The organism is Streptomyces sp. CY-1, from assembly GCF_047218265.1.
GTDB classification, from domain to species: Bacteria; Actinomycetota; Actinomycetes; order Streptomycetales; family Streptomycetaceae; genus Streptomyces; species Streptomyces niphimycinicus.
In genome coordinates this window covers 7,857,409-7,876,730 of the sequence record NZ_CP178393.1, presented here as the reverse complement: position 1 = coordinate 7,876,730, position 19,322 = coordinate 7,857,409, and the positions used below count along the sequence as shown (strand labels likewise).

Below are 19,322 nucleotides of genomic sequence, written 5' to 3'. Positions count from 1 at the left end.
CGGGTTACGGCGATCACGGGCTCCGGCGGCTCCTGAAGCGACTCCCGCGTCCTCTTCGGTGGATCGGGCGGTTTCAGCGGATCGGGCGGTGGACGTTCTGGGCGGTGGTCGGGCCGGGGGTGGCGTCGGCGATCCAGGGGCCGTCGCCGCTGGGGTCGAGAACGCCCTGTTCGAGCCACTCGTAGGCGCCGGAGAGCACCCCGGAGACCACCTTGCGGTCGAGTTCGTCGGTGTTGGTCCACAGCCGCCCGAAGAGCTCGTCGGCGCGGATCCTGGCCTGTCGGCAGAACGCGTCGGCAAGCTGGTAGGCCGCGACGCCGTGGTCACCGCGCGAGCGCAGCATCTCGGCCCGTACGCAGGCCGCGCTCATCGCGAACAGCTCCGCGCCGATGTCGACGATCCGGGCGAGGAAGCCCTGTTTGGTCTCCATCCGGCCCTGCCACCGGGACATGGCGTAGAACGTCGAGCGGGCCAGCTTGCGTGCCGAGCGCTCCACATAGCGCAGATGCGGTGAGAGGTCCGGATGCCCGGCCGGGTGGAACTCGGGGTAGGCGCGGGGAAGTTGGCCGGGCCCGGCGAGCAGGCCGGGCAGCCAGCGGGCGTAGAAGCCACCGGCCTTGGCGGCCGCCTTGCCCTTGTCCTGGAGGGACTTGTCGGGGTCGATGAGGTCGCCCGCCACCGACAGATGGGCGTCCACGGCCTCGCGGGCGATGAGGAGATGCATGATCTCGGTCGAGCCCTCGAAGATCCGGTTGATGCGCAGATCGCGGAGCATCTGCTCGGCGGGGACGGCCCGCTCCCCGCGGGCGGCCAGCGAGGCCGCGGTCTCATAGCCCCGGCCGCCGCGGATCTGGACCAGTTCGTCGGCCATCAGCCAGGCCATCTCGCTGCCGTAGAGCTTGGCGAGCGCCGCCTCGATGCGGATGTCGTTGCGGTCCTCGTCGGCCATCTGGGAGGCGAGGTCGATGACGGCCTCCAGGGCGAAGGTGGTCGCCGCGATGAAGGAGATCTTGGCGCCGACGGCCTCGTGCTTGGCGATGGGCTTGCCCCACTGCTCACGGGCGGCGGACCATTCGCGGGCGATCTTCAGGCACCACTTCCCGGCGCCCGCGCACATCGCGGGCAGCGACAGCCGTCCGGTGTTGAGCGTGGTCAGCGCGATCTTGAGGCCGGCGCCCTCGGGGCCGATCCGGTTGGCGGCCGGGACGCGCACCTGGTGGAAGCGGGTGACGCCGTTCTCCAGGCCGCGCAGCCCCATGAAGGCGTTGCGCCTCTCGACGGTGACGCCCTCGGAGGCGGTCTCCACGACGAAGGCGGTGATGCCGCCCTTACGGCCCTCGGAGCGCGGCACCCGGGCCATCACCACCAGGAGGTCGGCCACCACGCCGTTGGTGGTCCACAGCTTGACGCCGTCGAGGAGGTAGTCGTCGCCGTCGGGCACGGCGGTGGTGGCGAGGCGGGCCGGGTCGGAGCCCACGTCCGGCTCGGTGAGCAGGAAGGCGGTGATGTCGGTGCGGGCGCAGCGCGGCAGGAAGCGGTCCTTCTGCTCCTGGGTGCCGAAGAGCTTCAGCGGCTGCGGTACGCCGATGGACTGATGGGCGGAGAGCAGGGCGCCGATCGCCGGGCTGGCGGAGCCGGCCAGGGCGAGCGCCTTGTTGTAGTAGACCTGCGTGAGACCCAGGCCGCCGTACTTGGTGTCGATCTTCATGCCGAGCGCGCCGAGCTCCTTGAGCCCCTGGATGGTCTCGTCGGGGATCTGGGCCTCGCGCTCGATACGGGCCGCGTCGACCCGCGTCTCGCAGAACTCGCCGAGCTTGGCGAGGAAGGTCTCGCCACGGCGCACATCGTCCGGGGCGGGGGCGGGGTGCGGATGGATCAGATCGAGTCGGAAGCGGCCGAGGAAGAGCTCCTTGGCGAAGCTGGGCTTGTGCCATACCTGTTCGCGTGCGGCCTCGGCGACCTGGCGCGCTTCACGCTCGGACACCGGCCTGACGGAGGATGCGGTCATCGGTGCTCCCTTGCCGCGAATGACGATCTCGTGACATTACCGGCACGTACCGCTGCCAGTGTGCCTCCGGTCCGACCGGTCGGCAAAGCGGGTGGATGGAGCGGGATTGCCGCAACCGTGGATCCCACAGGGCGCATAAGCGGTGTCGAAGCGCTTCGATGACTATGGACAGCCCTGCGCCGCGGGTCTACTGTCAATCCACATGGCCAGCACGGACAGGCTCGGCCATGCGTCGAAGCGCTTCACCAAAACGTATCGCTGTCCTCTCGCAATCCCATCGGATGGAGTCGCCCCGCATGGTCACCCTCGCCGAGGTCGCCCGGCACGCCGGAGTCTCCGCCAGCACGGTGAGCTATGTCCTCAGCGGCAAGCGGTCGATCTCCGCCCCCACGCGCGAGCGCGTCGAGCACAGCATCAAGGAGCTGGGCTACCACCCGAACGCCGGGGCCCGGGCCCTGGCCAGCAGCCGCTCCAACATCCTCGCGCTGATGGTGCCACTGCGGACGGACATGTATGTGCCGGTCATGATGGAGATCGCCATCGCGGTCGCCACCACCGCCCGCTCCCACGGCTATGACGTGCTGCTGCTCACCGGCGAGGAGGGCCCGGCGGCGGTGCGCCGGGTGACCGGCAGCGGGCTCGCCGACGCCATGATCGTGATGGATGTGGAGCTGGAGGACGAGCGGCTGCCGCTGCTGCACGCGGCCCGCCAGCCCACCGTACTGATCGGACTGCCCGCCGACACCGTCGGCCTGACCTGCGTCGATCTGGACTTCACCGCCACCGGTGCGCTGTGCGCCGAGCATCTGGCGGAGCTGGGCCACCGGGAGATCGCCGTCGTGGGCGAGGCCGCGGCCGTCTATGAGCGCCACACCGGATTCGCCGAGCGGACCCTGGAGGGGCTGCGGCGCCGCGCCGGTGAGCTGGGGGTGCGGCTGCTGCACCGCCCGTGCGAGGGCAGCTACGAGTCCATGGACGGCACCCTGTCCCGGATCTTCGACGAGCGGCCCGGCACCACCGGCTTCGTGGTGCAGAACGAGGCGGCCATCGATCCGCTGCTCAGCCTGTTGCGGCGGCAGGGGCGCGCGGTTCCCGAGGACGTCTCGGTGGTCGCCGTCTGCCCCGAGCAGGTGGCCACCCAGGCGTCGGTGCGGCTCACCTCGGTGGCCATTCCGGCTGAGGAGATGGGGCGGCGCGCGGTGGAGCTGGCGGTGGCGAAGCTGGCGGGGCAGCCCCTGGAGGAGCAGGTGACGCTGCTGGCCCCGGAGCTGACCGTACGGGCCAGCTCGGGCCCGGCGCCCGGCACCTCCTGAGCCCGCGGGCCCGGTGGCGTACCGCCGCCGCGCGGGAAGGACGGCGGCGGTACGGGGGCGTCAGCTCGCGCTCACGCCGAAGCTGTTGGTCCGGAAGTCCAGACCGCCGGCCGAGGAGGTGATCTCGTAGCCGAACTGGACGTCGCCGATGGTCACATCGCCGAACCAGCCCTTGGTGTTCTTGATCCAGTTCACGATGGGCTTGATGTCCACGGAGCCGGAGGTGGAGTTCGAGGTGCGGATGAAGGAGAAGACCTCATTGGCCCCGTTGCTGCCCTTGTAGACGCTCCAGGTGTGGCCGCCGAGGGAGACATTGCCCTGAGCGGTGCCGAGCGGGCCGACCGGGCCGGTCTTGTTGACCCAGAGCATGATCTCGTAGTCGTAGTTGGTGTCCCAGATGTCGTACGAGGTGTTGTACGCGCCCGAGGACGGCACGGTGACGTTGTAGTCGCTGGTGAGGGTGGAGATGGCGCTGATCTTCTTGCCGACGACCTTCTTGGCGTTGGGATAGGACTTGATGCCGCCGGTGTTCGGGTGGTTGGCCCACACTCCCCAGTCGCTGAAGGAGTTGGCCCAGATGGTCTGGGCTCCGGCGCCGGAGCCCCAGATGTTGTTGTAGAGGGTGTAGCCGCCGTTGGACCAGGTGCCCCACTGGTCCGAGGAGGACCAGGTGGCGGCCTGGGCGGGGGCGGCGGCGAAGCCGATCAGCGCGAGTAACGCGACCAGCGGGGTCAGGAAGAGCGTTCTGGCGGTTCGTCGCACGGGACTTGTCCCTTCGGATGGGGGGTCGGACGCGGGGATTCGGGCGGAGCCAGGACCATGACCGCGAAGTGGTCGAGCCGGACGCCGGTGTGGTGCGCGCGTCCGGTGAGCAGATCCGTCCGCGGGGACGGCAGGGGGACGACCGCCGGGGTGCGGCCGTGGTTGAGGAGGAAGAGATACGGGCCGCGCGCCACCGCCTCGACGCCCTCGGGGAGGCCGGGCAGCACCGGTGCCAGCCCGGCCTCCTCGGCGGCGCGGGCGAGCAGGGCGCGCAGGGCGGCGGGGTCGGGGAGGGTGGAGACGTACCAGGCGGTCCCGGCGCCGTAGGCGTGGCGGGTCACGGCGGGGCGGCCGTCCAGCTCACCGCCCTTGATCCGGGCGACCGGTTCGGCGGTGGACGGCTCCAAGTCCTCGGACCAGCCGGTGCCGTGGAACGGGCCGAGCCAGGCGCCCTCGGCGTCGAGCGTCTCGCCCTCGTCCAGCGGCCACCACTCGTGGACCGTACGGATGCCGAGGAGTTCGCGGAGCCGCCGGTCCACGCCGCCGGGGCGCACCCGGTCGTCCTCGTCGGCGACGCCCGTGAAGAAGCCGCAGACGAGGGTGCCACCGCCGCGTACATACGCCGCCAGGTTGTCCAGCGCCTCGTCGGTCAGCAGATAGAGCTGGGGGACGGCGACGAGGGCGTAGTCGGTGAGGTCGGCGTGCGGATGGGCGAAGTCGGTGGTGAGGTTGCGCTCCCACAGGGCCCGGTGCCAGGCGCGCAGCAGCCCTTCGTAGGGGAGCCGGGAGGAGGGGCGGCCGTCCTGGACGGTGGCCCACCAGGAGTGCCAGTCGTGCAGGATCGCGGCCCGCGCGGGGACGTCCGAGCCGGTGACCGGGGCCAGTTCGCGCAGCTCGGCGCCGAGCCCGCGCACTCGCGCGAAGGTGCGGCTGTGCTCACCCGCGTGCGGGACCATCCCGGAGTGGAACTTCTCGCTGCCCTGCCGGGACTGCCGCCACTGGAAGAAGCAGATCCCGTCGGCGCCGCGGGCGACGGCCTGGAGGGACCACAGCCGCATCAGCCCGTCCGGCTTGGGGTGGTTGACGCCGCGCCAGTTGACCGGCCCGGCGGCCTGCTCCATGAGGACCCAGGGGCCGCCCGCCTGGGAGCGGGTCAGATCCTGGACCATCGCCCCGTAGGCCGCCGCGTGCGGATCCTTGGGGTCGGGGTAGAGGTCGACGGAGACCACGTCCTCCTCCGCCGCCCAGGCCCAGCCGTCCTGGCCGATGAACAGCGGCATGAAGTTGGTGGTCACGGGGATGCGCGGGGTGCGTGCGGCCAGCGCGTCGCGTTCGGCGGTGAAGCACTCCAGCAGGGCGTCGCTGGTGAAGCGGCGGAAGTCCAGCCCCTGACCGGGGTTGATCATGTATTGGGCGCGGCGCGGCGGGATGATCTCCTCCCAGGAGTCATAGCGCTGGCCCCAGAAGGCCGTTCCCCACGCCTCGTTGAGGGCGTCCAGGCCGCCGTACCGCGTGCGCAGCCAGCGGCGGAAGTGCCTGGCGGTCTCATCGCACCAGCAGTGGGTGCCGTACTCGTTGCCGACATGCCACATCCGCAGGGCCGGATGGCCGCCGTAGCGGTCGGCCAGGTCCTCGGTGATGCGCAGCGCGTAGTCGCGGTAGACGGGGGACGAGGCGCAGAACTGGTTCCGTGAGCCGTACCAGACGACCGAGCCGGTCTCGTCGCGCGGCAGGGTCTCGGGGTGGCGGGAGCCCATCCAGGGCGGCGGGGAGGCGGTCGGGGTCGCCAGGCACACCTCGATCCCGCCCTCGTGGAGCAGGTCCATGACCCGGTCCAGCCAGCCGAAGTCCCGTGTGCCGGGGCGGGGTTCGAGCCGGGCCCAGGAGAAGACGCCGAGGGTGACGGTGGTGACGCCCGCCCGGCGCATCAGCCGGATGTCGTCGTGCCAGACGCTCTCGGGCCACTGCTCGGGGTTGTAGTCGCCGCCGTAGAGGATGCGGCCGCGGGTGGCGTCGTTCAGGTCGGGCATACGGCTCCCGTCTCGGGTCGGCTGGGAACGGGGGCAACCGGCGTCAGCCCTTGACGGCGCCGGTGAGCATGCCCTTGGTGAAGTGCTTCTGGACGAAGGGGTAGAGCACCGCGACGGGGATCAGCGCGAGCACCATGACGGCCATCTGCACGGCCAGGCCGGGGATCTGCTGGGTGGAGATCATCTGGGACATGCCCTGCGGCGCCTGCTGCTTGATCACCAACTGGCGCAGGATCATCTGAAGCGGCCATTTGTCCTGGTCGTTGAGGTAGAGCATGGCGTTGAACCACTGGCTCCAGTAGCCGACCGCGTAGAACAGCGAGACCACGGCGATCACGCCCTTCGACAGCGGCAGCACGATGCGCAGCAGGATCCGCCACTCCCCCGCGCCGTCGATCCGGGCGCTGTCGATCAGCTCCGGCGCGATGTTCTGGAAGAACGCCCGCAGCACCAGGACATTGAAGACCGAGACGGCCCCGGGAAGGATCATCGACCAGTAGCTGCCCTCCAGGCCGACGCCGGTGACCAGCAGATACGTGGGGATGAGACCGGCGTTGAAGAACATGGTGATGAGCAGCACCATCAGGATCGGCCGGTGCAGGAAGGACCCCGGACGGGACAGTCCGTAGGCGCACAGGACCGAGACCACAGTGCTGATCACGGTGCCCACGGCGGTGAGCGCGAGGCTGACGAGGGTCGCGCGGGTGACCGTGCCGCCGCTCAGCAGCTCGGTGTAGGCGCGGAAGGTGATCGTCTTGGGGACGATCACCAGTCCCCCGGCGTCGGTGATGGTCCGCTGGTCGGAGAGGCTGGTGACGATCACCACCCACAGCGGGCCGAGGATCACCAGACACACCCCGGTCAGGGTGACCCCCTTGAGCCCCTGGCCGACCCTGCCGGGCTCCTCCTCCCACACCGGGCGCCGCTCGCTGCCACGCCGCCGCGGGGGCGGGGCGGTGGGTGTGGGCGGGGCGGAAGCGGCCGGGGTCCGCTCGGTCACGGTCATTTCCGGTAAACCCCCTGCTCGCCGAGCATATGGGCGACTTTGTTGGCGATCAGCACCAGCACCAGGCTGAAGACGCCCTTGATCAGCCCGCCGGCGGCGGCGATCCCGTAGTCGGTGTTGGCGATGCCGACCCACCACACATAGGTGTCGAAGACCTCCGAGGCGCCGGGCCCCACCGCGTCGCGCTGGAGCAGGATCTGCTCGAAGCCGACGGTCAGCGAGTCGCCGACGCGCAGCACCAGCAGCAGGGCGACCACGGGGCGCAGCGCGGGCAGCGTGACGTGCCACATCCGGCGCCACCGGTTCGCGCCGTCCACCGCCGCGGCCTCGTAGAGGTCCTGGTTGACGGCGGAGAGGGCGGCCAGGAAGACGATCACGCCCCAGCCCGCGTCCTTCCACACCAGTTGGGCGGTGATCAGGAACTTGAAGGCCGCCGGGTCGGTCATCAGGTCGAAGCCCTCATGCCCATGGGCGCGCAACTGCTGGGCGAGCAGCCCGGCGCCGCCGAGCATCTGCTGGAAGATCGTGATGACCAGCACCCAGGAGAAGAAGTGCGGCAGGTACAGGATCGACTGCACCAGGCCGCGGACCCTGTCGCTGAGCACGCTGTTGAGCAGCAGCGCGAGCGCGATGGGCACCGGGAAGAACAGCACGAGCTGGATGAAGGTGATGGAGAGGGTGTTGGCGAAGGCGTCCCAGAAGCGGCTGTCCTCGAAGAGGAGGGTGAAGTTGTCGAGGCCCACCCAGGGGCTGGTCCACAGCCCCTGGGTGAACGGGTCGTAGTCCTTGAAGGCGACGGTGGTCCAGATCAGCGGGACGTAGGTGAACAGCAGCAGCAGACCGACGGCGGGCGCGGTCATCAGCAGCAGGGCGCGGTCCCGGCGCAGCCGGTGCCACCATCCGGCGCGACCGCCCGGGGTGCCGCGAGCCTTCGCGTGGCCGGGGCCCTTGGGGCGGCCGCGGATGTCCAGGGCCATCAGGCGCCGCTGCCGTTCTGGTCGAGGAGCTTCGCGTACCAGTCGCGGAGCCGGTCGCCGCCCCCGCTGCGCCAGTCGCTGATGGCCCGCTGGGCGTCCTTGATCGACTTACGGCCGCGGGTGACGTCCTTGGCGAGGTCCTCGAAGGGCGTGTAGAGCGAGGCGTACCGGTTGGGCTCCTGGATCTGCATCCCGTAGAAGAGCGGCTTCCTGGCGAACTTGCCCATTCGCCGCATCCAGCCGCAGTAGTCCTCGACCATCCGCGGAAAGTCCGGATAGGCGACGCTCGCCTGGGGGGAGGCGATGAAGCGGTAGGTGTCCTGGACGTCCCGGACACCCGTGGCGTTCTTGACCGGCACCCCCTTCCTCATATCGTGGTGCACGCCTTCGACGCCGTAGTCGATGAGGCGCTGTTCCTTGGTGCCGAAGGGCGCGGCGATGAAGTTCGCGAGGGCGAGGATTTCCTCGATCCCGTCCTTGGAGAGGTTTTCGTTGAGGAAGGACCAGATCTGGGCGGGCGGGTCGAGATAGATGACCGGGTCGCCGCCGTCGGGGCCGAACCAGTCCATTCCCTGGATCTTGAATTCGGGGTTCGGCCCGGCCTGTTCGAAGGTGGCGCCGTACCATTTGGCGTCGCCGTCGTTGTAGAGGAGCGTCTGGCCGGAGGTGAAGCGGGTCAGCGCGTCATTGCCCTTGCCCGCGACCGCGTCGGGATGCACATATCCCCTGGCGAAGAGCTTGCGGCACCATTCCAGGGCCTCGAGATAGTTCTCGGTCTCGACCTTGTGGACCAGCTTGCCGTCCTTCTCGACCCAGTAGTACGGCTTCTCCCCCGGGCAGCCGAAGAACCGCTGCGCCGACCACCACATGTCGTCGCAGGCCCATACCTTGCTCTTGGGCCGGGTGATCTCCTTGGCCAGAGCCAGGAATTCCGCCGGGCTCTTCGGGACCTGGTAGCCCTCCTTGGCGAAGATGTCCTCGCGGTAGTACGGGATGACGCCGGCGAGCGGGCGGGAGGGCATCGGCAGCCCGCGGAGCTTGCCGCCGAAGACTGACATCTGCCAGGCGGCGGTGGGAATGGCGGCGAGGTTCGGATATTTCTTGACCTTGTCGCCGGAGAGATACGGACCCAGGTCGGCGAATTTGGCGCCGACCGCGCCATGGATCCGCCCGCCCATCTCCCATAGCGGGATCATCACGATATCGGCGATATCACCGGAGGCGAGGACGGCGCCGAGCTTCTCGCCGTAGGTGTTGCCGTCCTGCGGCTGAAGGCTGATCTTGGCGCCGAGCGCGTCATTGACCGCCTTGTAGTAGGCGTTGTTCTTGGGCGGCGGGGTGCCCCACAGCGGTTCGAACATGGTGTAACTGCCGCCGTGGCCGGGCTTGCCCTTGACGGAGGCGACCAGGTCGGCGGCGGGCGGGGCCTTGGTGTAGCCGGGGCTGGAGCCGTTGACGCTGGGGATGTCCGGGTCCGCGACCGTCGAGGCCACATAGGTCGGCAGCAGGTTCTTCAGCTCCTTGCCGGAGGTGGTGCCGCCCTTGCCGGAGCCCTCCTCGGTGGAGCACCCGGACAGCAGCGGCGTCCCTCCCGCGACGGCCGCCGCGGCAACCGCCGTGGAGGCCAGGAAGGTTCTTCGGCTGGGAGCGGAAGTGGAGGCCGAAGCCTGGGAGTTCGACATGTGCGTCAACCCTTCGTGGCGTGCCCGCCGTACGATCGATGGTCGAAGCGCTTCGATATTGCGCTGAGGTTAAGTCGGGGGATGAGGTCACGCAAGAGCGGTGTCGAGATGAGCCGTTGGGCGTCTGTCGATTGACGGGTTGAGCAACTGTGATGCGCTTGTGAATTGTTGTCTCGTTGAGCCTTGACAGGGTCGGTGTGGCGGCTCCAGCATCGAAGCGCTTCGAATTGCTGACGCATCACCTTGTGCGGCACGTCTCCGACGAACTGGGTAAGGGGATCGGTATCCGTGATGAGTGATGACGGTGGTCTGATCACCCGTCTGCCGTTTCGCGATACGCGGCTGCCGGTGCGTACGCGCGTGGCGGATCTGCTGGCCCGGCTCTCGCTCGACGAGCGGATCGCGATGCTGCACCAGTTCGCGCCCGGAGTGGAGCGGCTCGGCCTCGCGCCCTTCCGTACCGGGCAGGAGGCGCTGCACGGTGTCGCCTGGATGGGTCCGGCGACCGTCTTTCCCCAGGCCGTCGGGCTCGGCGCGACCTGGAACCCGGAGCTGGTGCGGCGCGTCGGCGAGGCGGTCGGCCGCGAGGCACGGGCCATGCGCGCACGCGATCCGCGGGTGGGCCTCAATGTGTGGTCGCCGACGGTGAATCCGCTGCGCGATCCGCGCTGGGGCCGCAACGAGGAGGGGTACGCCGAGGATCCGTGTCTCACCTCGGCCCTGGCCACGGCCTACACCCGCGGGCTGCGCGGCGACCACCCGGAGCGCTGGCGCACCGCGCCCGTCCTCAAGCACTGGCTGGCACACAACAACGAGACCGACCGGGACACCACCTCCTCCTCGGTGCGGCCGCGGGTGCTGCACGAATACGATCTGGCGGCCTTCCGCGGGGCGGTGCGGGCGGGCGCGGTGGCCGGGGTGATGCCCGCGTACAACCTGGTCAACGGGCGCCCCAACCACCTCTCCCCGTATCTGCGCGAGCAGTTGCGCACCTGGACCGACCAGGAGCTGGTGGTCTGCTCCGACGCGGGCGCGCCGTCCAATCTGGTCGACTCCGAGCACTACTTCGACAGCCATGCGGAGGCGATCGCCGCGGCTCTGCTGGCGGGGGTGGACAGTTTCACCGACCACGACCAGGACGCGTCGAAGACGATCGCGCGGGTGCGGGGCGCGCTGGAGCGCGGGCTGATCGACGCGTCCACGGTGGACACGGCGGTGGGGCGGCTGCTGACGATGCGGTGTGGGCTGGGTGAGTTCGACGAGTGCGACGAGCCCGAGGGAGCGGCAGGCGGAATCGACGGGGCCTTCGACACCCCCGCGCATCGCGCCCTCGCCCTGGAGGCCGCCGAACAGGCCGTCGTCCTGCTCGCCAACGACGGTCTGCTGCCGCTCTCCGAGAGCGGCGTCCGTACCCTCGCGGTCGTCGGTCCGCTCGCGGACGAGTGCAAGCTGGACTGGTACAGCGGAAGCCTGATCCGGCGCAGTTCGCCACGCGAGGCGCTGGCCGAGCGGCTCGGCGCGGACCGGGTGGTATTCGCGGACGGCCTGGACACCGTACGGCTGCGCACCGAGGCCGGTTGGGTGCGGGTACCGGACGCGGCGGCGGAGGGCGAGCGTCCGGTGCTTCCGGTGCGTTCGGTGCGTCCAGTGCATCCGGTGCGTCCGGTGCGTCCGGTGCATCCGGCGGAGGAGGGGCCGACGAACGAAGGGCCCACGGGCGAAGGCCCGGCAGACGAAGGCTCGCTCAACCCTGCCCATACGGCGGGCCGTACCGATCTGCCCCCGCTGACCGTCGGCGACACCCCCACCGAGCTGTCCCTGGCCGACTGGGGCGGTGGTGTGCTCACCCTGCGCGCGCCCTCCGGCCGCTATCTGACCGTGGCCGACGACGGCTTCGTGCGCGCGGCGGCCGAGCGGCCCGGGGGCTGGGTGGTCCAGGAGACATTCACGCTCGAAGCACACCGTGACGGACACCTCCTCAGACATATGGGCACGGGCGGCTACGTCTGTGTCGCCGCGGGCGCGCTGAAGGTTGCCGAGCGTGACAGCGACGCGGAGGGGACCGTCTTCCGGCTGGAGGTCGTCGAGCGCGGCGAGGACGCGGTGGCCCGCGCCGCCGCGCGGGCGGACGCCGTGGTGGTCGTGGCGGGCAACGATCCGCATATCGGCGGCCGGGAGACCGAGGACCGCACCACCCTCGCCCTGCCCGCCCAGCAGGAGCGGCTGTGGCGCGCGGCCCACGCCGCCAATCCGCGGACCGCGCTGGTGCTGACGTCCAGCTACCCCTACGCGGTCGGGGAGGCGGCCGACGCGCTGCCCGCGCTGCTGTGGACGGCGCACGGCGGCCAGGCGGCGGGCACGGCGCTGGCCCGGGTGCTGTTCGGGGACATCTCACCGGCGGGGCGGCTGCCGCAGACCTGGTACGCCTCCCACGACGATCTGCCGGACCTGCTCGACTACGACATCATCGCCGCGCGCGCCACCTATCTGTACTTCGACGGCGCCCCGCTCTTCCCCTTCGGACACGGCCTGTCGTACACCGACTTCAGCTACGGCGAGCTGTCGGTACGGCGGGCGGCGGGCCTCACCGTGGCATGCGAGGTCACCAACTCCGGTCCGTGCGACGGCGACGAGGTCGTGCAGATCTACGCGAGCGCGCCGGGTCCGTCGCGGGTGCCACTGCCGCACCGCCGGCTGATCGCCCACCGCCGGGTGCGGCTGCGCCGGGGCGAGCGGGTGCGGCTGTTCTTCACCGTGCCGGTCGAGGACGCGCTGGGGTTCTGGGACGTGGCGCACGGCCGCTGGACCGTCGACCCGGGTACGTACGAGATCCACGCGGGCGCGTCCAGCGCGGATCTGCGGGCCACCGCCACCGTCACCGTCGAGGGCCCGCCGCCCGCGCCGCGCCCGGTGCTGCGGCGCGGTCTGGAGGCCGCGGACTACGACGCGGCGGACGGGATCGTGCTGGTGGACCGCACCAAGGTTCGCGGGGACGCGGTGGCCCGCCGTGATGACGCGGTCGGCCGACTGCTCTTCCGCGCCTGCGACTTCGGCGCGGGCGCCACGTCGATGACCGTCGAAGCGGCGCGCGATGCGGCCGCGGCGGGGGCGGGGGCGGAGGATGACGCGACGGTCGGGGTGCACCTCGCCGACGGCACCACCCTGGCCACCGTCGCCGTCCCGCCCACCGGCGGCCGCTACACGTACACCACGGTCCGCGCGGTCCTGCCCACGTCGCCGACCGGCGTCCAGGACCTGCACATCACGCTGCGCGGCGGCCTGAGACTGGCCCGTCTCGGCTTCTCCGGCTGAGGGTTCGCGGGTCCGGAGCCGCCGGGGCGGCCTGCCCCCGCGCCGGGCCCCGCAGTGGGGGCGGGGCCCGGCGGGGTGGATCAGAGGTCGAGGCCGGTGAGGACCATGACCCGCTCGTAGGTGTAGTCCTCCATCGCGTACCGCACACCCTCGCGGCCGACGCCGGACTTCTTGGCGCCGCCGTACGGCATCTGGTCGGCACGGTAGGAGGGCACATCGCCGATGATCACTCCGCCGACCTCCAGGGCGCGGTGGGCGCGGAAGGCGGTGCGCACCTCACGGGTGAAGACGCCCGCCTGGAGGCCGTACTTGGAGTCGTTCACGGCCGCGAACGCCTCGGCCTCGTCCGCCACCTTGTGCAGGGTGAGCACCGGTCCGAAGACCTCCTCGCAGGAGAGGGTGACATCGGCGGGGACGTCCGCGAGCACGGTCGGGGCGTAGTTCGAGCCCTCGCGCTTGCCGCCGGTCAGCAGCTTCGCACCGGCCCGTACGGCCTCGTCGACCCAGGACTCGACGCGCTTGGCGGCGTCCTCGCTGATCAGCGGGCCGACATCGGTGGCGTCATCGGTCGGGTCGCCGGTGACCTGCGCCTCGACGGCCGCGACGATCTTCGGCACGAGCTCCTCGTAGACGGACGCGTCCGCGATCACCCGCTGCACCGAGATGCAGGACTGTCCGCCCTGGTAGTTGGAGAAGGTGCCGATGCGGGTGGCCGCCCAGTCGAGGTCGGCGGCGGAGGCGTAGTCCGACAGGACGACCGCGGCGCCGTTGCCACCGAGCTCCAGGGTGCAGTGCTTGAGCGGCACCGACTCCTTGATCGCGTAGCCGACCTTCTCCGAACCGGTGAAGGAGATGACCGGCAGCCGCTCGTCCTGCACCAGCGCGGGCATCCGGTCGTTGGGCACGGTAAGGACGCTCCAGGAGCCCGCCGGGAGCTCGGTCTCGGCCAGCAGCTCGCCCAGGATCAGCGCGGACAGCGGGGTCGCGGGCGCCGGCTTGAGGATGATCGGGGTGCCGACCGCGATCGCCGGGGCGACCTTGTGGGCGCTCAGGTTCAGCGGGAAGTTGAACGGGGCGATGCCGAGCACGGTGCCGCGCGGGAAGCGGCGGGTCAGCGCCAGTCGCCCGGTGCCACCGGCGTCGGTGTCCAGCCGCTGGGCATCCCCGCTGTTGAACCGGCGGGCCTCCTCGGCGGCGAACCGGAAGACGGACACGGCGCGGCCCACCTCGCCGCGCGCCCACTTGATCGGCTTGCCGTTCTCGTCCGAGATCAGCCGGGCGATCTCCTCGCTGCGCTCGGCGAGACGGCGCGAGACATGGTCCAGCGCGGCGGCCCGCACATGCGCGGGGGTCGCGGCGAACTCCTCGCGCACCGCGTCGGCCGCGGCGACGGCCTCCTCGATCTGCGCATCGGTGGGAACGCTCACCACGCCGACGCGGCGGCCGTCCCAGGGCGAGGTGACCTCGAGCGTGCTCTCGCCCGTCGCCTTGCGGCCGGCGAGCCAGAACGCGTGGGTGACAGCTTCGTTTGTGTCTGGCACAGCGGATCCCGACCCTTCTGAAGTGGTGTATCTCCTCCCACCGTAGGCGCGCCCGGCCCGCTCGGCGTTTGTCCGGGGCGTAGCAGTCGGGGCCGTCGGCGCTCCGCTATGGCGTGCCCGATTCGGGAGAGATCGGGAGGAGGATGACCGGAATGGGATGACCGAAGCGGACGCGGTCGGCTCGTGGCGGTCGGCTCGTGATGCGGATGCGCGCTTCAGCCCGAGGTACCGCTTCAGGCAGAGGTGCCCGCGGCCGTGGCCTTGAGGGCGAGCCACAGCTCCATGCGGACGTCCGGATCGTCCAGGGAGCGGCCCAGGATCTCCTCGACGCGGCGCATCCGGTAGCGCAGGGTGTGCCGGTGGACGCCGAGGTCGGCGGCGGCCGCGTCCCACTGGCCGTGCCGGGAGAGCCAGGCGCGCAGCGAAGCGACCAGATCGCCCCGGCCGGTGGCGTCGTGCTCGTGCAGGGCGCGCAGCGTGCCGTCGGCGAACGCCCTTACGGCGTCGTCGGCGAGCAGGGGCAGCACGGAACCCGCCGCGACCTGCTCATGCTCCACCAGCATCCGGCCCCGGCGGCGCGCCACCGACAGCGCCTGCTCGGCCTGGCGGTAGGCGGCAGCGGCGGCGATGGGGCCCGCGGGGGCGGACAGCCCGATGACCAGCTCGTCGCCGTGGGGCGCGGTGGCGGCCGTACGGTCGCGGGGGCGGGCCTTGGTGCCGCGGCGGCTCTCGACGGCCCGGGCGTGCTCGGCGCATGCCGCGACCGCCGCGCCGCCGTCGGGGGCCAGCACGATGAGCCGTTCGCCGTCGGGCACCACCAGCACGGACTCGCCGATGCGGGCCGCGGCCGCCTCCATGGTGTCGGTGAGCGTGGCGAGGGGGTCGGCGGCCTCGGCTTCGCCGGGGGTCGTGCCCATGGCCGTGCCCGTGGCCGTGGTGGTGGCTTCGGCGAAGGGCTCCTGAGGGGCCTCGTCCGCTCCGGGCGTGGCCGCTATGGGCTGCTGGACCGCGCCGCCGGACGGCACCTCGGCGACCAGCATCCGGAACGGCGCGTCGAGCAGCCCGCCGTACAGCCGCCCGGCGACCGCCCGCGCATGGTCGGGCTCGCCCGCGAGCAGCATCCGCAGCACGGCGGCGCCGAGCCGCTGCTCGGCCTCCCGCAGGGCGCGGGAACGCTCGGTGGTCAGGGTCAGCAGCGCGACCGCGGAGTGCACGGCATAGCGCTCGGCGGTGCCCAGCGGCGCGCCCGTACCGACCGCGAGCACACCGCGGGTGGTGCGGCGCCCGGTGCCCAGGGACTGGAGCTCCACCCGGTCGGCGGCGGCCGTGTCCTCGGCCGGTTCCGCGCCCTTGGCCCCGGCCTCGCCGCCCCCGCCGCCGCCGCCGCCGACCACGATGCTCGCGGGGCCGGGGCGGGAGCGCAGCCGCTCGACATCGGCGGTGAGCCGGGCGGCACGGCGGGCGGCCCAGTCGGGGGCGGCGGCGACCACGGAGCCGGAGACGTCGTAGAGCGCGGCCCAGCCATCGACATGGGCGGCGAGCCGGGCGAGCAGCGCGGCGGGCCCCTCGGCGCCGATGGCGGCGCGGGTCAGCTCGCGCTGCGCCTCGAACCCGGCGGTCACGGCCCGGTACTGGTCGGCGGCTATGGCCGCGGAGACGGCCTTGCTGATCGCGATGAAGGGGGTGGGGCGGGGCACGCCGATCAGCGGCAGCCCCTCCTCCTTGGCCGCCGCGGCGAGCGCGGCCGGCACCTCGGCGTACTTGACGCCGAGCGCGAAGCCGAGCCCGACCACGCCCGCGCCCACCAGCCGCCGCACATAGCGGCTCATCGCCTCCGGGTCCTCGGCCTCGATCTGCATCGCGGTGATCAGGAGCAGCTCGCCGCCCTCCATATAGGGCACGGGGTCGGCCAGCTCGCTGACATGTGCCCAGCGCACAGGCGTCTCCAGCCGGTCCTCGCCCGCGAGCACGGACAGCTTGAGACCGGGGTGACGGACGAGTGAGGCGAGCGTGGGAGGCATGGCACCTTCGATGCGGATGCGACGAATTCACCGTCCCGTATGAACGGCTACTGCCGATTCTGCCTCAATGGAGGAATACGTGGAATTGACGGCCGGATTTGGCCGCCGGTCTGGCCGTTACGCTGCGGTCGCCCCGTCGCGTTGAGCGGGGCAACCGCGGCAGAACATCTGATCGCGGCAAGGAGGAACACCTGGGGCGCCGGTCGGTCACCCGCGGAGATCCACCAGCACCGGCGGCCCGCCCTCGCCCCTTACGGAGGTCACCGAGAGCACCGCATGCCCGGCGGGAACCGCGTGGGCCAGCTCGGACGCGGACCAGCGCTCGCGCTCCACCGTCCGTACGGTCACCGACTGCGTGGTCACCGCCTTTCCGGTGACGACCTTACGGATGAAGTGCAGCACCTTGGTGAGCGGTTCCTCGGCGATGATCTGCCGGTCGGTGATGTCCCGCGTCTCGACCCACTCCGTCCCCCACACCTCCGCGAACCGCGCCCCGTCCCAGGTCGTCACCCCGGCACAGGCCATCCGGCAGCCGACCGCGCCGAGCAGGGCACTGCGCAGCGCCTCGGGGACGTCGTCGAGGGTGCGGAGGGTGAGCACGGCGCCCGCGTGGGCGGAGCGGAGCCGCTGGATGCCGCGCAGGGCCTCGGGGGTGATGGTGTGCGAGGCGTCGTCCAGGACCAGACAGGCGAACAGCGAACGGTCGGCGCGGCCCACGGCGCACTCGGTGAACTGCGCCAGGACCAGCCGCGCCAGCATCCGCGACGCCTCCGCATGGCCGCGCTCGGGCAGATCGATGCGGACCCGGAGGGGGTGTTCGAGGGCGCGGAGGGAGAACGGGCGGCGGTCGCCGGTGGTGTCGAAGAAGTCGGCGAACGCGGGCCGGTCCAGCAGTGCGATCCGGTCCGCGAGCAGCGTGCCCACGTCCCCGGGCGCACCCGACTGCCGGACCCGCGCCTCCAGCTCACGGGCCTGCGCCCGCTCCCCGGCCTCGTCCAGCGCCGCGCGCAGCGCGTCGACGGCCGCCTTGGAACCGTCCAGCAGCTCCCGCAGATCCGGAACGGACGGGAAGCGGCCGTGTGCGGCGCGGTAGGGGCCGAGCAACTGGGCCAGCGCGGTGGCGGCGCGCCGGCTGTCCCCGCCGGGCAGCGAGGCGGCCATGTCGCCGATCAGGGCCTCGGCGAGGACGCCCGCGGCCTCGTCGGGGTCGGTGGTGCCGCCGTAGAGGTCGAAGTCGTAGCCGGAGTCCGGCCGGCCGATCTTCACGACGACGTCGAACGCCTCATCCGCCCCGAGCCCGGCCCCCGCCGCCCCGACCGCCACGACGGCGACCTGCCCGGCGAGCGCCTGTAGACACAGCGACTCCACGACGGGCCGCACCATCCGCCCCGTCTTCCCCGAACCGGGCGGCCCGACGGCCAGCAGCGAGGTGGCGAGCACATCGGGCTCGAGGGCCAGCCCGACGCCGCGGTGCTGGTAGGGGTTGCGGCGGTCGTCGGCGGCGGTGCCGAGGCGGACCTGATGCGCGAGGAGATCATGGCGCGCCGTCCTGGCGGGCAGATCCCGCGCCCCGGACGGATGCCCGTACGAGGCGGCGCCGTGGCGCAGCACGGTGTCGGTGAACGAGGCGAGGGAGTTCCGCCCGGCCCGCACGGACTGCCAGGCGCGCTCGATGCGGGCATGGTCGACGTCATTCATCGCCCCCGCCCGCGCGTCCGCCGCCAACCGGTCAGCCGCACTGTGCGCCCCGGCGGCCCGCAGGTGCGGCCACTCCACGGGATCCCCCTCGGGCCGCCCCGCGGCGGCCGCCTCGGGGGCGGGCTCATCCCAGGCCCGCCGGAAGAGGGGCGCGACGTAGCGGCGCCAGACTTCGGACCAGTGGCCGACGCGGCCGAAGATCACGGCAAGGCAGGCGAGAACAATGCCGATGTAGATCCGCTGGGCCCACCAGCCCGCCTGTGTGTTGCCCCCGCGCTCGTACCACGAGTCCGGAGTCAGCAGATACATGGGCCACAGCCAATAGCCACCCAGGTACCCGTTCCAGAGCAGTGACCAGACCAGCCAGCCGCAGAGCACGGAGATCACTGCCCCGCTGAGCAGCCGCCGCCCTGGGATCCGGTCCGGCTCCTCCGGCGCCTTCGGCTTGTGCTCGTACGTCCACACCCCCGGTGCCGCCTCGGACCGCGGAGCGCGCAGCCAGGCGACGAAGGACGGCCGGGCCGCGGGCGCGGGCACCGGGGGCGTGCCGGGAGCCTGGGCGGGGACCGGGGCCGCGCCGGGGGCCGCCGGGGGCGCGGTCCGCGGCATCGGCGGCGGCCCAGCCGGGCGGCTCGTGGCCGGTCCGGGAGCGGCGACGGGTGGCCAGGCTGCTGGTGACGGGCCGGTCTGCGGAGAAGGCGTGTCCCTGCCGTCTCGGTGCCACGGTCCACCTGAACCCTGTGATGGAGCGTCCGCCGCAAGCCGGGGCGTGGAGGGCTGTTCTGCTGATGCGCGCGGGTACTCCGGCTCGCGCGGCGGCTGCGGCCGGACTCCTGAGGTTGCCGAGGGCGGGGTTTGCGGGGGCGGGGGTGGGAGCGGGTTGTGGCGTGTGCTGCGTGGGTCGAACGTGCCCTCGGTGTCCATGTGCTGCCCCTTGCCCCCTGACCGGCTGTTCCTCGGCTTTCGCGCCAT

11 protein-coding genes are annotated in these 19,322 nt (G+C 71.8%); 2 read left to right on the top strand and 9 right to left on the bottom strand.

The features are described 5' to 3' along the window. Nucleotides 1–73: 73 nt before the first annotated feature. Complete coding sequence (locus ACK1X7_RS33945; protein ID WP_413116080.1) at nucleotides 74–2,008, bottom strand: acyl-CoA dehydrogenase family protein; 1,935 nt, start codon at nucleotides 2,006–2,008, stop codon at nucleotides 74–76. Between the two features lie 296 nt (nucleotides 2,009–2,304). On the opposite strand from ACK1X7_RS33945, the gene ACK1X7_RS33940 reads away from it, so the two are divergent. Next, on the top strand, nucleotides 2,305–3,321 hold the full coding sequence (locus ACK1X7_RS33940) for a LacI family DNA-binding transcriptional regulator (RefSeq protein WP_390791877.1): 1,017 nt from the start codon (nucleotides 2,305–2,307) through the stop codon (nucleotides 3,319–3,321). 60 nt (nucleotides 3,322–3,381) lie between these two features. Here the strand turns inward: ACK1X7_RS33940 and ACK1X7_RS33935 are convergent, their stop codons facing one another. Genes ACK1X7_RS33935 through ACK1X7_RS33915 form a run of 5 tightly spaced genes read right to left on the bottom strand, consistent with a single transcriptional unit; the run spans nucleotide 3,382 to nucleotide 9,778 of the window. Continuing rightward, nucleotides 3,382–4,083, bottom strand: a complete 702-nt coding sequence (locus tag ACK1X7_RS33935; RefSeq protein WP_385139350.1) for a glycoside hydrolase family 12 protein — start codon at nucleotides 4,081–4,083, stop codon at nucleotides 3,382–3,384. Further along, on the bottom strand, nucleotides 4,053–6,113 hold the full coding sequence (locus ACK1X7_RS33930) for a beta-galactosidase (RefSeq protein WP_413116079.1): 2,061 nt from the start codon (nucleotides 6,111–6,113) through the stop codon (nucleotides 4,053–4,055). The genes ACK1X7_RS33935 and ACK1X7_RS33930 overlap by 31 nt, the downstream gene beginning before the upstream one ends. A 43-nt stretch (nucleotides 6,114–6,156) precedes the next feature. Continuing rightward, nucleotides 6,157–7,119 (bottom strand): carbohydrate ABC transporter permease, encoded by a 963-nt coding sequence (locus tag ACK1X7_RS33925; RefSeq protein ID WP_385139344.1) that lies wholly within the window; start codon nucleotides 7,117–7,119, stop codon nucleotides 6,157–6,159. Beyond that, nucleotides 7,116–8,096, bottom strand: coding sequence for an ABC transporter permease (locus tag ACK1X7_RS33920; protein WP_390791879.1), 981 nt, complete (start codon nucleotides 8,094–8,096; stop codon nucleotides 7,116–7,118). The genes ACK1X7_RS33925 and ACK1X7_RS33920 overlap by 4 nt, the downstream gene beginning before the upstream one ends. After that, a complete protein-coding gene (locus tag ACK1X7_RS33915; RefSeq protein ID WP_390791880.1) occupies nucleotides 8,096–9,778 on the bottom strand; it encodes an extracellular solute-binding protein in 1,683 nt (560 codons plus the stop codon). The genes ACK1X7_RS33920 and ACK1X7_RS33915 overlap by 1 nt, the downstream gene beginning before the upstream one ends. A 291-nt stretch (nucleotides 9,779–10,069) precedes the next feature. Between ACK1X7_RS33915 and ACK1X7_RS33910 the strand changes: the two genes are divergently transcribed. Beyond that, nucleotides 10,070–13,090 (top strand): glycoside hydrolase family 3 C-terminal domain-containing protein, encoded by a 3,021-nt coding sequence (locus ACK1X7_RS33910; protein WP_413116078.1) that lies wholly within the window; start codon nucleotides 10,070–10,072, stop codon nucleotides 13,088–13,090. Nucleotides 13,091–13,170: 80 nt separating this feature from the next. Here the strand turns inward: ACK1X7_RS33910 and ACK1X7_RS33905 are convergent, their stop codons facing one another. From ACK1X7_RS33905 to ACK1X7_RS33895, 3 genes are all read right to left on the bottom strand, one after another. Then, nucleotides 13,171–14,631, bottom strand: a complete 1,461-nt coding sequence (locus ACK1X7_RS33905; protein ID WP_385139333.1) for an aldehyde dehydrogenase family protein — start codon at nucleotides 14,629–14,631, stop codon at nucleotides 13,171–13,173. 233 nt (nucleotides 14,632–14,864) lie between these two features. Continuing rightward, nucleotides 14,865–16,652 (bottom strand): PucR family transcriptional regulator, encoded by a 1,788-nt coding sequence (locus ACK1X7_RS33900; RefSeq protein WP_398160249.1) that lies wholly within the window; start codon nucleotides 16,650–16,652, stop codon nucleotides 14,865–14,867. A 207-nt stretch (nucleotides 16,653–16,859) separates the two neighbouring features. Beyond that, entirely contained in the window at nucleotides 16,860–18,959 is a 2,100-nt protein-coding gene (locus ACK1X7_RS33895; RefSeq protein ID WP_413116077.1) for an ATP-binding protein, read from the bottom strand. Nucleotides 18,960–19,322 lie beyond the last annotated feature (363 nt).

Excerpts from the sequence above, each read along its gene's own strand:
- ACK1X7_RS33945 (WP_413116080.1), bottom strand. The coding sequence starts at position 2,008 with ATGACCGCATCCTCCGTCAGGCCGGTGTCCGAGCGTGAAGCGCGCCAG.
- ACK1X7_RS33940 (WP_390791877.1), top strand. The coding sequence starts at position 2,305 with ATGGTCACCCTCGCCGAGGTCGCCCGGCACGCCGGAGTCTCCGCCAGC.
- ACK1X7_RS33930 (WP_413116079.1), bottom strand. The coding sequence starts at position 6,113 with ATGCCCGACCTGAACGACGCCACCCGCGGCCGCATCCTCTACGGCGGC.
- ACK1X7_RS33925 (WP_385139344.1), bottom strand. The coding sequence starts at position 7,119 with ATGACCGTGACCGAGCGGACCCCGGCCGCTTCCGCCCCGCCCACACCC.
- ACK1X7_RS33920 (WP_390791879.1), bottom strand. The coding sequence starts at position 8,096 with ATGGCCCTGGACATCCGCGGCCGCCCCAAGGGCCCCGGCCACGCGAAG.
- ACK1X7_RS33915 (WP_390791880.1), bottom strand. The coding sequence starts at position 9,778 with ATGTCGAACTCCCAGGCTTCGGCCTCCACTTCCGCTCCCAGCCGAAGA.
- ACK1X7_RS33910 (WP_413116078.1), top strand. The coding sequence starts at position 10,070 with ATGAGTGATGACGGTGGTCTGATCACCCGTCTGCCGTTTCGCGATACG.
- ACK1X7_RS33900 (WP_398160249.1), bottom strand. The coding sequence starts at position 16,652 with ATGCCTCCCACGCTCGCCTCACTCGTCCGTCACCCCGGTCTCAAGCTG.
- ACK1X7_RS33895 (WP_413116077.1), bottom strand. The coding sequence starts at position 18,959 with ATGCCGCGGACCGCGCCCCCGGCGGCCCCCGGCGCGGCCCCGGTCCCC.